General features: G+C 59.6%; 5 protein-coding genes. 4 read left to right on the top strand and 1 reads right to left on the bottom strand.

All coding sequences use genetic code 11. The features are described 5' to 3' along the window. The first annotated feature begins 199 nt into the window (after window positions 1-199). The 4 genes from CA85_RS25775 to CA85_RS17440 all read left to right on the top strand — a co-directional run bounded on the left by CA85_RS25775 (window position 200) and on the right by CA85_RS17440 (window position 15,626). Window positions 200-9,790 carry a type I polyketide synthase gene (locus tag CA85_RS25775; RefSeq protein ID WP_261344716.1) on the top strand — a complete coding sequence of 3,197 codons (9,591 nt, stop codon included), beginning with the start codon at window positions 200-202 and terminating at the stop codon, window positions 9,788-9,790. Continuing rightward, window positions 9,787-10,569 (top strand): SDR family oxidoreductase, encoded by a 783-nt coding sequence (locus CA85_RS17450; protein WP_146392650.1) that lies wholly within the window; start codon window positions 9,787-9,789, stop codon window positions 10,567-10,569. The genes CA85_RS25775 and CA85_RS17450 overlap by 4 nt, the downstream gene beginning before the upstream one ends. 126 nt (window positions 10,570-10,695) lie before the next feature. Then, the gene (locus tag CA85_RS17445) at window positions 10,696-12,687 is read left to right on the top strand and encodes a hypothetical protein (protein WP_186775021.1); all 1,992 of its coding nucleotides are present in this window, start codon (window positions 10,696-10,698) and stop codon (window positions 12,685-12,687) included. 488 nt (window positions 12,688-13,175) lie between these two features. After that, window positions 13,176-15,626 (top strand): polysaccharide biosynthesis tyrosine autokinase, encoded by a 2,451-nt coding sequence (locus CA85_RS17440; protein ID WP_246112913.1) that lies wholly within the window; start codon window positions 13,176-13,178, stop codon window positions 15,624-15,626. A gap of 1,158 nt (window positions 15,627-16,784) precedes the next feature. Here CA85_RS17440 and CA85_RS25025 read toward each other — a convergent pair. Continuing rightward, window positions 16,785-16,952, bottom strand: coding sequence for a hypothetical protein (locus tag CA85_RS25025; protein WP_186775020.1), 168 nt, complete (start codon window positions 16,950-16,952; stop codon window positions 16,785-16,787). Between the last annotated feature and the right edge of the window lie 481 nt (window positions 16,953-17,433).

Here is a 17,433-nt window from a genome sequence, read left to right as displayed (position 1 = left end):
CCTCAAGATTTGCCTTGGCTCCCCATTTTGGTGATTATGATGAACTGTCTCGTCTCTCTTCTCCCATTCATCCTCTGCGAAAAGCCAATTTCATGCTGATGAGGTACATCGACTGGGCACCAGCACGTCTCTCGTTCGGGGAGGCGAACGCGTGAGTGGAGATTCCGATTCCAGAGACAGTATCCCTCGCGAGGCGAGCTTGCGTTCCAAGAGTACCTCGACGGGGACGTTGCTGTTGACCGGGGCCACTGGGATGGTGGGTTCATACGTGATGGCTCAGTGGCTGCGTCTGGGGCAACCGCTCGCTGTCATCGCCCGTGGCAAGGGCACTCAGAACGCCGCTGAACGGATCGAGCAGATTCTCAGTCGCTTCGAACAGGCGTGGAACGTCGCCCTCGATCGGCCGCGAGTCTTTCAAGGCGATTTGAACCAACCCGGCCTTGGGTTGCTGACCGAGAATACGCGTTGGATTGCCGAGAACTGCCGTCAAATCCTGCACAGCGCCGCGAGTTTGAGCTTTGCACCGGCAAGTGAATCAGCGGACAACGAGCCCTACCGAACGAACGTCGACGGGACCGCTCATGTCCTCGACTTCTGCCGAGAAGCTAATCTGTCGCGGTTTCACCATGTCTCAACCGCTTACGTTTGTGGCCAGCGGAGTGGGACGGTGCTCGAGAGCGAATTGGATATCGGTCAGAGTTTCGCCAATGACTACGAACGCAGCAAAAGTATGGCTGAAGCCATGCTCCGCGAAGCATGGCAAGCAGGAAACCTCGATTCTTTGACGATTTATCGCCCGTCGATCGTGATCGACCGGACGGGGCTTTCGCCGGTTTCAGGTGATCGCACGATCTACGGTGCATTCTCCATGTACCAAATGTTGGCGTCCCGCTTCGGGCTGCCCGATCATGGACAATGGTTTCGCAATCTCGGTTTTGACGGTACTGAACAAAAGAATATTGTAGACGTTGATTGGATTGCCGACGCGATCTTGGCTGTCATTTCCACACCACACTATCACGACCAAACCTATCACTTGACCTCCCAATCGGGCACGACGGTGAGCGATTTGGACGGGGCCTTTCGGACCGCGACCCAAGCTTGGCTCAGCCGGCCCACACGTGTGAGCCGCCGTCCGAGTAATCGCCCAGCGTCCCCCAGGCTCAATGCGGACGAGAAATCCGAACTTGATCGGATGGCAGCTCCATTCGTGAAGACTTTCTTGCCCTATTTCCGCGACGATCCGTCCTTCGGCCGTCATCACATTGACCGCGTGATTGCAGAAACGGAGCTGGCGCCCACGCCGGAAATTCGTACCGACGAGCTATTGGAAATGGTGCGTCACTGGTCAGCGTTCACGTCCTCGGCCGCCGAGCGGAAGCCGAGACGCGATGTTTCCACGGACAATTCGGCTGACCCCAAGACGCAGACTATCCCACAAGCCAGCCAGGCGCGGGGGAGCGGAAGTGCTGCCGAGAGCGGGAAGACTGCCAAGAGCGGAAGCACTGCCGAGAGCGAATTCGCACCCTCCACTGCCCACGCCGAGGGCAGCGACCACGATGGGGATGAGATCGTTGTCTGCGGATACGAGGTTCGCCTGCCCGGCGGCGTGGACAACGCCCACGATTTCGCCAATCTACTATGGCAGGGACGCTCAGGCGTCGCGCTGATGCCCGAGGATCGGTTGGATCGCTCGCTGTATTTCGACACCGAGCGAAATCTGCCAGGGAAAACCTATACAGAACTCGGCGGCTGTGTCGCTCCCGAGCCGCTCGATGCGGAGCGGGAACGGCGCATCAACGCGGTCGGCGATTTCGATCTAACCCATCGACAATTCGCGCAGGTTGCGATGGCAGCTGTGCAGTCCGCCTTTGGCGTGGAAACGATCGATGCCCTCGCCGGGTTGGATCCCCAACGGGCCGGTGTGTTGGTCGGCCATAGTGGCGGAACCCAATCCGGTGGTCCGCTGGCAATGAGCACGCTCGCGTCGGCGACCTCAGAATTGATCGAAGAAACGGATCTTGGCCAACGCATGGATTCTACTGGCATCGATCGGCTCAAAGCCGATCTGACCGCCGCCATTCGCCGGGGGCGGCCGAGCTGGCAGTCCGATCGATCGCCCAGTTTCAACGCATACAGCGCCGCATCTCTTGCTGCTGGCTTGATCGGTTTTCGTGGTCGCCGCGAAGTCATTGATGCGGCCTGTTCTTCGTCGCTCCTTGCACTCCATCACGCTGTCTCGGCGATTACTGCGGACCATTTGGACGTCGCCGTGGTGGGCGGGGCGACTTTCAATAATGTCGATAATCTTGCCTTGTTCTCGCAGTCAGGTGCCTGCAGTGACGAGGGGTGCTATCCGTTTGATCGCCGCGCCAGCGGATTGATTAGCAGCGAAGGCTATGTCGCCATCGTGCTGGTTCGTCGCAGTGTCGCCGAGCGACTTGGACTGCCCATTCATGCTGCTGTCGCGGGTGTCGGTGTCGCGTCGGACGGCAAAGGCAAGGGGCTGTGGGCGCCTCGCAGTGAAGGCCAACAGCTCGCGATCCGCCGGGGGGCCTCCGCAGCAGAGGCAACCTTGGACGTCGATTATCTGGAGTGCCATGCGACGAGTACCCAGGTCGGTGACGCCACCGAGCTCGAGACTCTCAAGGCGATACTGCGGAGCGAACCGGAGTCCGGCTCGCGCCCACCTTCGCAAACGGCATTGGCTATCGGAAGTGTCAAAAGCAATCTTGGGCACCTACTCGAAGCTGCTGGACTGGTCGGCATGGTGAAATGTTTGATCTCCATGCAAAAGGGGCAACTGCCACCTTCGATTCATTTTGAACAGCCCAATGAGACCTATGACTGGACGGATTCCCCCGTTCGCGTCGTCGATTCGATCGAGCCGTGGCCCCGCCGCAATGCCTCCGGTTCCCGGGTCGCGGGCGTCAATGCGTTCGGTATCGGTGGCCTGAATGCTCATGTGGTCATTCGGCAATCAGATCGGGCTGGCCAGACGTCTCGCCGCAGCGGAGTCGAGCGGCAAGTACCCGAACCGATCGCGATTGTAGGGCGCGGCCTGGTATTGCCGGGTGCCAAGAATCTCGCTGAACTCGCCGAGCGGCTAAAGTCCGACAAGAGCTGCATCGGTGACCCGCCTCCCGGACGCTGGCCTCAGCGGTCTCGCGATCGAGGCTGGATCGGTGTTGATCAGACCGCTGCCCTTGGCGCGGACTACGATGGCCGAATCCCGCACTGCCGGGGTGGCTACATCCGCGATTTCGATTTCGATGCCCAAGGATATCGTATCCCACCGAAAACGGTGCGCTACGCCAACCCCGCTCAGTTGATGCTGATTCAAGCGGCCGCGCAGGCTATCGAGGAGTTTGACGGGGGAACATGGTCAGTCGACCGAACTCGCGTCGGAGTCGTCGTCGGTACGATCTTTGGAGGCGAGTTCAGCAACGCACTGCAAATCGGGTTGCGCTTGCCGGAAGTACGCAAACACTTCCTCGAGATCGCCCGCCGGGAAGGGGTGTCCGATGAGACGATGCAGCCGATCGTGGAGCAGTTTCACGAAGCTGTGATGCAGCGTTATCCCGCCTTGCTCGACGAGACCGGTGGATTCACCGCCAGCACACTCGCTTCACGTCTCACCCGGACATTCGATCTGATGGGCGGCGCCTGCGCCGTCGACGCCGACGAAGCGTCCGGTGGGCTCGCCATCGTGACGGCGATGGAACAGTTGCGACGCGGACAGGTGGACACTGTTCTGTGCGGCACGACGCATCGCTCGATGGACCTAGTCGCCTTTGAACAATTGCACAGGAAGTGTCTGTTGGTCCAATCCGGTCAACCCGAAGATCTACCGGCAGACGGGTCTCAGATCTTCCCCGGCGAAGGAGTTGCCATCATGATGTTGCAGCGATTCTCCGATGCCGTCGCACAGAACCAACCCATTTTTGGCGTCCTCGAGCACGCTGCGGAGAGTTGGACCGAGGACGTGGCCCGAGCCCGCGCCGATGAGGCTCGGCAGTCAGCGGCCTATCGGGAGACATCGGTGCCGAAATTGATCTCCCAGTTGGGGCATCTCGGCGGTGGACAAGGAATCGTCCGGACGCTGGCCGCCACGATCGCGATGGAACAGTCACCGGCGGCACCGCCAGTCCAGCGGATCTGCGAGACAGCGCAGGACGGTTACCAAATCGAATATCAAATTGCCAAACAGCCCACTCCGACTCCTATGATCCGAGCGTCCGCCCCATCGATGTCCCGCCCTCGCGAGACACACCCTGCGAACTCTTCCGCTGGTTCGCAGCGGATGGAACCGGCCACTGGCAACCCTGTCGTGACTGGGCCGGTCGAATCACCTGCTGGGGGACTGCAGATTCGCTTGCAATCGAGCGATCCTAGCCGTCTCGAACAGGATTTGAGATTGCTCGCCGGCAACACGAACGCGGAGCTACCTCCTCGCTCGACCTTGTCGTCGGCAGTCGATACGTTCGCTGGAACTCTCTCCGCACGCGAGGGATCGGCTACGAGGAACCTCATTGACATTGCCATCGTCGGCCGAGACACCAAGGAGGTTGCTGCCGCTGCCGAGGCAATCGTAGCGGGGCCGTTGATGGACCGGCGAACGACCGCCATCGCGAAACATCTTGCCTGGATTCGCTGTCGAGAGTCCGCGGGCAGTCGTGTGGGGTGGCTCTTCCCCGGGCAGGGATCCCAATATCCTGCCGTCCCACGCCTGCTCTCACCCGACTCCCGTGCATCGTACGCCGAGAGGGCACGATCGTTCCTGCGAGACGTCGACGCGCGGTTGCAAAATCGAGGCATCGAGCCGGTCGGCGATCGCTTGGCCGATCCCCAAGGACAGCTCGGCCGCGATGTGTGGTGGACGCAGTTGTGGGTGCTCGCCGTTGGCGCGGCAATGACAGATTCCCTGTTCCATCGGGGATATCGCCCCGATGTCGTGCTCGGGCATAGCTTCGGTGAATGCACCGCGGCATGGGCGGCCGGTGTGATGGATATCGACCAAGCGATTGAGTTCGCCAAGTGCCGTAGTGATGCCGTGATCATGACACGCCAAGTCGGTGGTCAATTGCTGTCCGTCCGCGGCGAACCGTCTGCGGTCCAGGCCGTGATCGACCGGCACAAACTCGGCGCCGTGATCTCGCACCACAATTCACCCCTGAGCACGGTGATCGCGGGAGAAAAGCAGGACATCCAAACCGCCAAAGAACATTTGATCGCAGCGGGAATGGCCGCCGTGGTGATTCACGTCCCCGCCGCATTCCACACGCCCGCGATGCAGCCGGCGCAGGACCTGTTGCGTGCCCGCTTCGGCGGGCAGTTATTGATGCCGCCGCGATTAGGGTTCCTCTCAGCGGTCTCGAATCGTTTTCTTGCTGAACCGACCGATCTGATGGACAACCTGATCCATCAACTGACGCGCCCGGTTTGTTTCAATGGCGCCCTGCAACGGATCGTCGCCGAAGGCTGCGGCTTGTTGATTGAAGTTGGCCCCGACAACGTGCTCACCCGGCTCGCCCAAGCGACCGTGGATGGGCGGGCGATCTGCCTCAGTGCCGATGATCGCCGCCGTGAATACGGGCTGCAACAACGACTCATCGACTTGGCCTGCGAATCCTTTGAGCAATCCCCAGCGAACGCTCAAACGACACCCACTCCGGGACAACTTCCCTCGTCGGCTCGCGGTATTTCGTCAACTCACGTTGCCCCTGAGTCCGCAGCCGGTTCGAATGAGAATCTGTTTGAGGTTGTCGATGTGACGCGCAACCGTCGCCGCCCGCCTTCATCCGAGCCCAAGCCGTCTGCAGCGGACAGCTCTGCAAGACCTGCAATCGCCCCCGCGCCCGCAACCGAAACACACGCAACCTTAACACGGGCAACCGATACACTAGTAAACGGTCGGTCTGCCACAGCCGCCCCGGCGGCACAGGCTGATTCGGTAACGGTGCCCGCCGTCGACGCTTCGTCTGCCCCCGAATTGCAAGGTGCCCGTTCGTTCTTGTTCGATTTAGCCGTTGACCTGACCGGCTACGACCCGGATATCATCGAGTTTGATGCGGATCTAGAAGCGGAACTGGGAGTCGACAGTATCAAGAAAGCGCAGTTGATCGGTGAGATCGTCCAGTGGGCCGACACTCCGGTCGACGTTCAATCAATGCAGCTTGCCCAGTTCGAAACGCTCAACGATATCCTGGGGATTCTCGCCCCCGCTTCGACGCAGCAGGATTCTGAAAATCCCGCTCCTGAGCCATCTCCGGAGATCGTGGCGGACGCTGCACCGGAGCCCTGGGACGAAGCGGACCATGATGTCGCCGATACGGATGAGTCCCTGCGTCGTTTGATGATCGACCTGGTCGTTGACCAAACTGGATACGATGAATCGATTATCGACATGGACGCCGACATGGAGGGCGAACTCGGGATCGATAGTATCAAGAAGGCGCAGTTACTCGGTGAGTTGGCCCAACAATACCAGCTCGAGTCGCTCCAGGATTCCGGTTTGTCACTCGCTGACTTCGCCACACTCGAATCCATTCGCGCCTTTGTGTGGGAGCAAATCGGCTCCACGGCTGAGTCGCAAGGTGGGTCGGGATCCGTCTCCGTGTCGACTCTCGAAAAAAAAAACGGAGTTGAACCCACGCTAGCCGAGCCGGTCCCGGCGACGGGAACCCATCGGTTCGTGATGGCAATGCGTCCTACCCCGCGCCTGCCCAACATGCCGACCTGTCCGGACTGGCACGGTCCCGCATTGGTGCTGGGCAATAATTCGATTTCTCGGGCGATTCTTGCACGGTGGCGAGCGGATTCTCGCTCGTCGCAGTACCCGATCGAGCAGTTGGATTCATCGGTGTCGCCGGAACAGTTGGATGCTCGATTGGACGCGCTGTGGGCAGACGGGGTTTCGCCGCACTTGTTCATCACGACGCCCCATGACGATGACGCGGTTTGGGCAACGACCGATGCTGCGGTGTGGCAGTCACGGCGTGGGGCTGCACTGAGCAATCCGTTCCGATTGTGCCAACGCTGGATGCAGGGACTGATTGACGAAGACCGCATCTCCGACGCGACGCTCGCGACGGTGGTGCGCTCCGCTGGCAACTTCCATTTCGACCGCTCCGGTCTGGTCTCGTCCGAATCCGGCGGCCTGTCCGGATTGACCAAAGCGATGTTGATCGAAGCTTGGATGCGCGGTTACCGCGACACGCCGATGTTGATTATCGATCCGCTGCCGGACGCTACTGCCGCGGATGTCACGGCCGGCATTTGGCGCGAACTCGCAGTGCCTTCCTACGATGAAGAAGTCGCTGTCGGGGCTGAACAGCGTTTCGCCACCGCCGCGTGTTACAGCCCCCTGCCAACCTCGACTTCGTCCACGACATCGCCTCAGATTACGCCTGGGGGCAATTGGATCGTTGCCGGTGGCGGACGCGGAATTACGGCGCTGACCGCCATGGAACTGGCGTCGCGGCACGGATTGAAACTGCATCTGCTCGGCACTGCACCGGTCCCCCAGATCGATGAGGCCACCCGTGTGAAAGCGGCGACGGATCGACCGGCACTACGCCGCCAAGTCATGAGCCGCACCCAGGCTCAAGGTGGCAACCCCGTCACCACTTGGCAGAAGCTCGAAAAGGCGATCGAGATCGACCAAACCTTGCAAGCCTGCCGGGGACGCTCGATTGATGCCGTCTATCACAGCGTCGATGTCTCCGACGTTGAGGCTGTTAATCGATTGATCGAGCAAATTCGCCACAGCGATGGTCCGATTCGCGGCGTGATTCAGGGTGCCGGTGCCGGTCAAGATGCCCGATTTGATCGCAAACGCCCTGACAAAGTCGAGAAATGCTTCCGCGCTAAGATCGATGGCTGTATCGCCTTGGCTAACGCAACTCGCCGCGATCCGCTCGATTGGTTCATCGGCTTCGGTAGCATCAGTGGCCGCTTTGGAGCCAATGGGCATACCGACTACTCTGCTGCCAACGATATGCTGGCCAAACTGATCGACAACCTGCAAGAAGAACGTCCCGATACCCACTGCGTCACGTTTCATTGGCATGCTTGGGGTGACATCGGCATGGCCACGAAACCCGAGGCGAAACTAGCCCTCGACATGATCGGCATGGATTTCATGCCCGCCCATGAGGGCCTGCAACACTTCCTTAACGAGATCGAGTGTGGCGGCGATGCGACGGAAGTCCTGATTACGGACCGGAGATACGTCCGGAAGTTCTTTCCCGAAGGCGAGGAGACGTGTTCCTGCGATAGTGAGCTTTCGAGGCGTTCCGATCGTTGCGAAATCGGCCTGCCGCTACCGATGCTCGATCCCGAAGGCGACCGAAGTCAATGGCAAGACTCTGCGTCCTTCGCCTCGCATAACGTCACGCTTGACCCTACCAGCGATCGATTCTTGAGCGAGCACTTGGTGCAAGGACGTCCCACCTTGCCGTTCGTGATCGCCATTGAGATGCTCGCCGAAGCTGCTCGAGCCGGAACCAACCGAGGTGTCATCGCATTGCACGACGTGCAGGCCCATCGTCCCCTGAAATGCCTGACGTCGGATCCCATCTCCGTGGAACTCCTGCCAGTGAATGCGCAGGGTGCTGCACCGGAGAGCACCTCGCCATCGCACCAGCGATGGACGCTCGTCAGCGACCTGCGACGCCGCGACGGACGTCTCGTCGAAGCCTCGCGGCCACACTTCAGTGCCACCATCGAATTGGGAGAAAATGTCGACCGACGGCTCCGCCCGTCGCGAGAAGTAGCGGCCGATGATGAGTCCAGACGGTCGGAGCCGTCTGACTACAATGTCGACCGACGGCTCCGCCCGTCGCGAGAAGTAGCGGCCGATGGCGAGTCCAGACGGTCGGAGCCGTCTGACTACAATGTCGACCGACGGCTCCGCCCGTCGCGAGAAGTGGCGGCTGATGATGAGTCCAGACGGTCGGAGCCGTCTGACTACAATGTCGACCGACGGCTCCGCCCGTCGCGAGAGGTAGCGGCCGATGGAGAGTCCAGACGGTCGGAGCCGTCTGACTACAAAGTCGACCGACGGCTCCGCCCGTCGCGAGAGGTAGCGGCCGATGTAGAGTCCAGACGGTCGGAGCCGTCTGACTACAATGTCGACCGACGGCTCCGCCCGTCGCGAGAAGTATCGGCCGATGGAGAGTCCAGACGGTCGGAGCCGTCTGACTACAATGTCGACCGACGGCTCCGCCCGTCGCGAGAAGTGGCGGCTGATGGAGAGTCCAGACGGTCGGAGCCGTCTGACTACAATGTCGACCGACGGCTCCGCCCGTCGCGAGAAGTAGCGGCTGATGGAGAGTCCAGACGGTCTGAGCCGTCTGACTACAATGTGGTCCACTATCAATCCATCGACGCTCCCGTTTACCACGGACCGCAGTTCCAATGTCTGCGAGAACTCGGCTTCACCGCCGATGGGCGAACTGCCATGGGGGTGATTGTCACGCCCAGTCCCTCGCATCTCGCAGGTGAGAATCGACCGCTGCGAGGATGGGTGATTTCGCCCGCCGCGATGGACGCGGTGCTCTATGCCGCGGGGATGTTGGCCTACCGTGTCGGCGGCCGACCGAGTCTGCCGATCTCATTCGACACGATCAAAATCGGCCGCTTGCCCGTGCCGGGGGAACCGCTCCGAGTGATCGTGGACTGCGAGAGTGACGATGAAAACGGTGCCACGCTCCGAGCCAGCCTAATGGGGCTCAATGGCGACTGCATCTTGGAACTCGTCGGTTATCAAATTGGATGGTTGGGATGAAAATGAATCAAGATCTGAAGGGAAAGCGAGCTCTCGTGAGCGGAGCGAGTCGAGGGATTGGGCGCGAGATCGCGCTGGAATTGGCTGCTCGTGGCGCAAGTGTCGCAGTCAACTTTCTGAATTCGCAAGAAAAAGCTGTCGAGGTCGCCAAGCAGATCGCAGAGCGAAAGGCGGCCGATGCCGACGTGATGCTGGTGAAAGCGGACGTGTCGCGATGCGAAGATGTCCATTCGATGGTCGACGAGGTTCAATCTCGCTTCGGCGGACTCGATATCGTTGTCAGCAACGCGGCGGCGGGCGGGTTCCGAGCCTTAGCCGATCTGACTCCTGTTAACTTCGAAGCCGTGCTCCGAACGAACGCGTCCCCAGTCATCTGGTTGGCTCAGGCTGCGGCGGTGGCGCTCGGTGCGGGCCCGGAAAACGGCAAGGTTGTCGCTGTGAGTAGCCACGGCTCTCGCTGGTCGGTTCCCCATTACGGTGCGATCGGGGCGTCGAAAGCCGCCTTGGAAAGTTTGATTCGCCATCTCGCTCTCGAACTTGGCGACGACGGTATCAATTTTAACTGCGTCCTCCCTGGGATTATCGCCACTGATGCGATCGCCAGCATGCCGGATTCCGATAACCTCGTTAAAGCGGCCAGTGAACGAATGATGCTCGGTGAACGAAAGCTGGCCCAACATGATGTTGCCAAAGTCGTGGCGTTTCTGTGCAGTTCCGATAGTGATCTGATCCAAGGGCAAACGATCGTTGTCGATGGCGGAGTGAGCATTCGCGTGTGAGCGGGAGGACTGGCGAGTTCGCTGTGCCTCCAGCGAGGTCTTCGCTTATCCCTGCACGCAATCAAACGCGAGGAATGCGTCCTTGCGTTCGCTGTTTTCATTTCCCCAAGAGTTCCGCGCTCGACTATGGCTCTCCCCCTCTCTCAGTCGTTTCTTCCCACGACCGTCATGGAACGCTACCTGGCGCGACCCAGTCATGGCAGCGGCATGGTGTTCAGCCTCACGGTCGTGCTCAAGGGAAACGTTGAGATCGAATCTCTTCGGGAGGTCTGGTTCGAGCATCTGCAGGAACACCCGCGTATGTATGCCCAGCTCGTCGGGCGTGGGCAGGGCCAGCGATGGGAGCGGCAAGAGCGGGCAAGGGAGGAATCGTTCGTTTACCGCACGCTCGCTGCCGATGTCGCAGCCGAAGTAGATGATGCTGAATGCGTGCGTCCCCGTCAGGGCATGGGGGGGCGCTGTGTCGTGCAGTCCCTCGACCAACAAAATTGGTCCGTTCGTATCCTGTTCCATCATGCGTGTTGCGACGGGGTCGGTGCCATCCGATTGACTGGACAAATTTTCCATGCCTATGCCCAGCTGTGCGGGGGCATAGTCGACCGACGGCTCCGCCCGTCGGGAGACCGGGCGCCGGATACCCAGGACGGTTCGCCGAGTGGGTCTGAGGTCGACGGCCAGCCCAGACGGTCGGAGCCGTCTGGCTACAAAGTCGACCGACGGCTCTGCCCGTCGGGAGAACGGGCGCCGGATACCCAGGACGGCTCGTCGAGTGGGTCAGAGGTCGATGGTCAGCCCAGACGGTCGGAGCCGTCTGGCTACAAAGTCGACCGACGGCTCTGCCCGTCGGGAGAACGGGCGCCGGATACCCAGGACGGCTCGCCGAGTGAGTCTGAGGTCGACGGCCAGCTCAGACGGTCGGAGCCGTCTGGCTACAAAGTCGACCGACGGCTCCGCCCGTCGGGAGAGCGGGCGCCGGATACCCAGGACGGCTCGCCGAGTGAGTCTGAGGTCGACGGCCAGCTCAGACGGTCGGAGCCGTCTGGCTACAAAGTCGACCGACGGCTCTGCCCGTCGGGAGAACGGGCGCCGGATACCCAGGACGGCTCGCCGAGTGAGTCTGAGGTCGACGGCCAGCCCAGACGGTCGGAGCCGTCTGGCTACAAAGTCGACCGACGGCTCCGCCCGTCGGGAGAACGGGCGCCGGATACCCAGGGCGGCTCGTCGAGTGGGTCTGAGGTCGATGGTCAGCCCAGACGGTCGGAGCCGTCTGGCTACACTGCACTTCCCGATTTGCGGAATCTGTGGGCGACGGTTCGCGGGAGCAATGCCCGATTGCCGAAGCGCCCTGTCGTTGGTCCGAGTATTGAATCAGCTGGCGCTCACGCCGCGGTGCTGGGTGCCGATAGCACCTTGGCGAGCTTCCAAGGTCAGCTGCGATTGATGTTCTCGCGATCGCTGAGCGACCGCATTCGCGCATCGCTGCTTGCACGTCATGTCAATCTGAACGATTGGGCCGTCGCCGTGACGTTGCATGCATTGGCGACCATTTCCGACGCGGCGATATCCCCGCGCCGCCATGTCATGATCATGAACCCAGTCGAAACGCGAACGTGGGAGCAACGCCACGACACCCAAAATCACATCGGAATCGCTTTCGTGCGACGAACCGTCGGCCAACTTCATCGTTTTTCGGACACATTGGCCTCGGTCAGTGAGCAGATGCAGAATGTTCGCCGGTATGGAACTGCCCATGAAATGGCGAGCGGAATCGCGATTGCCGAGCGAATCCCGGGGTGTCTGTCTCTGATGGAGAGCTGGGGAACCTTCACGCCGACGGCGGCATTAACAAGCGTAGCGGGCCTGCGACTAGGAAAACGGTTTGGCGTCCGCCGCGACGGGGCCGCCCTCTGGGTCGCCGGCGCCACGCTTGAGGATGTTTTTTTCGAGGGGCCCGTTCAGGCGGGAGGTCAACTCTCTCTCACGGTCTGGGAGTTCGAGGGGCGTATCGCAATCTCCAATCGCTCACCCAGTGGACTTTTGGATACCAGGGCGGCAGAGCGGTTGCTGACGCGGTGGGCCGAGATCGCCAGCCAATTGCCGCTCGAGCCCTGTGGATAATCGAGAGTCAGATCGGCAATAGACTCAGTCAATGGTCGGGGACCAAATTCTGCGATTGTGGAGAACTTGTAGCATTTCCCAATGCCGATCCGCACTTTCTGCCGATAGGAGAAATTTTCGGCGGCGGCTTTCACCACTAGCGGGCCAACGCTACGCGATATCCGAGACGGGGTCTGCCGCCCGCACGAGCGGGTGGTTTCTCCACCTTGATGCGTCACCGTGGTTTCATGGGCTCCCGTGACCCCTGTGGAGACCAAATTCGCCCCGTTTTCGAGGTCAGAACAACGCAAACCCTTCCGCCTGCATCGGTCGTGCGGATTGGCCGTGACTCTGCTAGCAAATCGGATCGGGCAGCATTTTTTACCTTGACGATCCCCGTAAAGCGGAGGATTATTGAAGACCTTATCGGGGCTGCAAAAGCCCACCCAATCCATCGAACTTATCAAAACAAGCTAGGCGTGGTTGCTTTCCACGTGGGGATGAACTGAATGATTATGGCAGAACCCAACGAACCCAAGAATCGGATCCAAGCCTTGACGCGCCCGAAATCGGACGACGATCAGGCTGATTCGTTGGATGTCCTGCAGATCCTCCAACGCCAACGCTGGATCATTCTGTTCCTGTGCATCTGCGGACTGACCGCGGGCGTCGCATATTCCCTTTACGCTCCCGTTTGGTATCAGTCCAGCGCGACGGTACTGATCAATCAAAAGAGCGCGGGGCTGGATTCCGACGGCACCGGCCAGGAGATGGTGGAGGAAGACATCCTCGCTAACCACATCCAGTTAATCAAAAGCCGCATGATCGTGGGCGAGGCTCTCGAGCAAAACGAGCTGTCTGAATTGCCGTCGATCACGACACATCTCAATCAGGAGCGTCCTGGGTTTGATGCCACGGACTACGTCGTGGAGCATATTTCGATCTCCAAGGGTGGCGAAGGTTCCGCGAAGGCAGCTCGTAGCCTCCGGGTAACGATGACCCATACGGATCCCGATGACGCTCAGTTGATCCTGACGGCGGTCATGAAGCGATATGAGCAGTTTATCATCGCCCAGGTCGAACAGCTGATGGGCCGTGCCAACGAAATGGTTAACGAGGCCAAGCAGGACATTGAAGCGGATTTGGTCGCTGCCGAACAAGAGCACATGAAGTCCCGCCAGAGTGCACCGCTCTTCTTCCAAGGCGAAGGCAGCAGCAACGTCTACCAGGACCGCTACCGCCGCATCCAAGAAGAACTGCTCGATCTGGACATCAAGGAGTCCACCGTCCGCACGCGGTTGCAACGCGTCGACGCCACACTCAAGGAGATGGATGGATCGGACAATCCTGTCGACCACCTCGATAAGCTCGCGTTGATCGATAGCGAGAGTCTCGAGCGTCTCGGTGTCTTCGCCGGTCTTCAGATGAACGCTTCGAACACGGCCGAGTTTAAAGCAGCGATGCCTGCCAAGGTGGAAGAAGCGCACACACAGATCACCCACCTGCTCGAACTCAATAGTGAGAAACGGCGTTTGTCGTCCATCTTCGGTGCCGCTCACCCCAAGGTTCTCGAGATTCAGAACCAGATTGATCTCGTCAAAGAGTTCCTGCAGGACAAGCAGGAACTCACCAACCCAGCGATGGCGTTTACCGACACTGCATTGAATCCCGAGGGATTGCTCAAAGCCTATGTCGGATTTCTTAACCATGACCTCGCGACACTGACCGAGCGGCGCAAGGAACTGACGTTCCTCGCTGCCGATGCCGAACGCAAGGCGAAGGAATTGATCGAGTATGAGCTCACCGACATGGTGCTGCAGAAAAAGATCACTCGCCAAGAAGCGTTGTTCGAAGGCATCGTGCAGCAGTTACGAGATCTCGATACCGCGAGCGGTTTGAGCGGCTATCTGTACGAGTTTCTCGAAGTCCCACGTCGCGGTGAAAAATCGTGGCCGAAACTTTCGCTCTGCGGACTCGGTGGCCTGATGCTGGGGTTGTTCTCCGGCCTCTTCCTTGCCGTTGCCAATGATCTGCGTGATGGTCGCTTCCGCTCCGCGGCAGAACTCGATGAAGCCATTGGTTTGACCAGCCTCGGACGTGTCGGGAAACTGGAGTCGATCAAGAAGGGGGTCTCTGGCTTGATCGCCACCGGCGAATCACCCGACGCCGAAGCCTTCCGGCTCGGACGTACAATGCTGTTGCCCGAAATCCGCAGCGGTGCGTTGCGAACGATCGGATTCACCAGCCCCATGCAGGGTGATGGGAAGTCTACGGTCGTTTCGAACTTCGCCGTCTCCTTCTCGCAAATCGGCTTGAAAATTCTGATTATCGATGCCGACCTGCGACGCCCAAGTGCCCACCGTTTCTTTAACCTCAGCAAAGAGAACGGCTTGTGCGATCTGCTCGAAGGACGCATCGATTTTAACGAAGCCGTCAAAGAGACCAAGGTCGACAATGTGCACGTGATGCCAGCCGGATCGTCGAGCACTTCGCCCGCCGAGTTCTTGCAGTCCGAAGAGCTCGACGAGGTACTCGCGACCGCGCGATCCCAGTTCGATTTTGTGCTCGTTGACCTGCCACCCGTGTTGGCAGTGTCGGACCCCGTCGTGGTGCTGCCTCGCCTCGACGGCGCAATCCTCGTCGTCCGAGTCTCCAAGGTACGTCGTGACGAAGTCGTCAATACGCTTCGCCGCGTCGAAACCGCCGGGGGCAATTTTGTCGGCTGCATGCTCAATACCTACGGCGCAGCGAAAGCCTTTGATGCCGACGGCGGCTACTACGGTTACTACCGCAGCGACTACACGCGGCCCACTTCCAAGTCAGCCTCGGCTGAACGGACCAGCCGTGTTGCCACCGTCCAGGTCAACGGTAAATCTCAAGCCAACGGCAAGGCCCAAGCCAACGGCAAAGCTTCGGCGGGCGGCAATGCTTCGGCGAACGGCAAGGCCAAGACGAAATAGGAAGTGGAACCGGGCGCCGAACAGCATTCGCTGAGTCCCATCCGCTGAGCCGAGTGCGGAAGCAACGGGAGGACAACAAGTGGAGTAGGCTTCCAGCTTGCGGTCGGAAAGAATCGCGAGCTGGAAGTTTACGCCACCTTCAAGCTCGCTACTTGTTGTTCCCCTAAGAAGACACCGGGTGACGCTGTCCACCCTTCTGCATGCCGGGCTGTCGATTCAGCTCAACTCAATCGCCGTCAGCCCCTAAGAAACCACGTGGCAGCGAGCCAGCGTGTCTTGGAGCACCCTCCGATAACTCCAGCCGCTCGGTGGTTAAGCCGGCGGCGACGCCGCAAGGCATCTTCGCTCGGGTGGGAGTGCCGCATTCACTGAGCACGACGGCGAGTGAATGCCTGTCTTGCCGAAAGCGTTTTATCCGCGGTAGCGTCGACCAATGCGGATGCGATCACGACGCCTCCATGCGAGTAGGTGGTATCTTCTGGTGTCGCTCGACGAGCCATTACGCGTTCGCTTGGACTATTGAGTCTTGAGTCTTCACGCGCACGGTAGAGAGACCGGTCTTGTCTGGTTCATCCGACGGAAGCGTGCGTAGAGCACAGCGGAAGGTTTTTTGAGGCATGGCTCTCGTATCCAATGATCGTTCAAAAATGCGTCGCTGACGAACAAACGCTCGCCAGGGACCGACAACACCATTGGCGTGCCGCTTTTGCAGGGAAACGCTGGCGACCGAGATATTCCTTGCCAAGCCCGCACCTCTGCAGAGCTCGGCTCCGTTTCTCCCGGCAGTGCCAGTCTAAGCACGTCTGGGGAAGTTTTTCCGCATAACTCAATTAGCCGGTGGGCGTTAGCCCCGGTTTTCTGCCGCCAAACGCGAAGCGTTGAAGGAACCGGGGCTAACGCCCACCGGCTAATAGACCGAAACAACTACCCCGACCTGCTTAACATTGATAATCACATCCCACAAATAAATCCTTGGATACGGGAGCCATGGGGTGCGATCCGCGTAGTGCGCCTGTGATCCGGCGAGATTGGTATTCATGAAAAGAGGCTTCCTCCTGCAAAATGTTGGTGCTCAAACTAACACCGCAGGAAAGGAAGCCTCATGGATGTCAAAGGTATCGTTGGAAGCCTCACTCAAGCAATCGCAGATTCTGAAATTCAATCCCACTTGGATCTGCGTTTGGCGCAGTCGACCGAAACGACACCAAAGTGAGAGGGACCGACCGCCTCGACTCGCTGCTGAATCACCCCAGCTGGCTTGCCGATGTAACGGGCCTGATTGGATTTTGACGATTTTGACGAACGTTTCTTGGTGGCGATTGCCATATCGGAGTTCCTTGATTGAAGGGAAAGTGAATTCCTTCAATGAAAGCACTCAGAATGCGCCCCTGGTAGTTTTTTAGGCTAACTTGGGGACATACCAGGCATGGCTCTCGTATCCAATGATCGTTCAAAAAAAGGCGTCCCTGACGAACAAACGCTCGCCAGAGACCGACAACACCATTGGCGTACCGCTTTTGCAGGGAAACGCTGGCGACCGAGATATCCCTTGCCAAGCCAGCACCTCTGCAGAGCTCGGCTACGTTTCTCCCGGCAGTGCCAGTCTAACATTGATAATCACACCCCACAAATAAATCCTTCGATACTGGAGCCATGCCTTGAAAACCTCGGGCGCACGCTTCCGTCGGATGAGCCACAAATCATCGCTGGGATCGCGAAAACCTCTCGAACCAGGACATCATTGCGGTACTTGCTCTTTTTGAGAGCGAATGACAACATGCTTGGGTTATAGTGTTCGGGAAGGGCC

This window comes from Allorhodopirellula solitaria, from assembly GCF_007859855.1.
GTDB classification, from domain to species: domain Bacteria; phylum Planctomycetota; class Planctomycetia; order Pirellulales; family Pirellulaceae; genus Rhodopirellula; species Rhodopirellula solitaria.
Note: the sequence above shows the minus strand (reverse complement) of the source record. Positions and strands in the feature narration are given on the sequence as shown.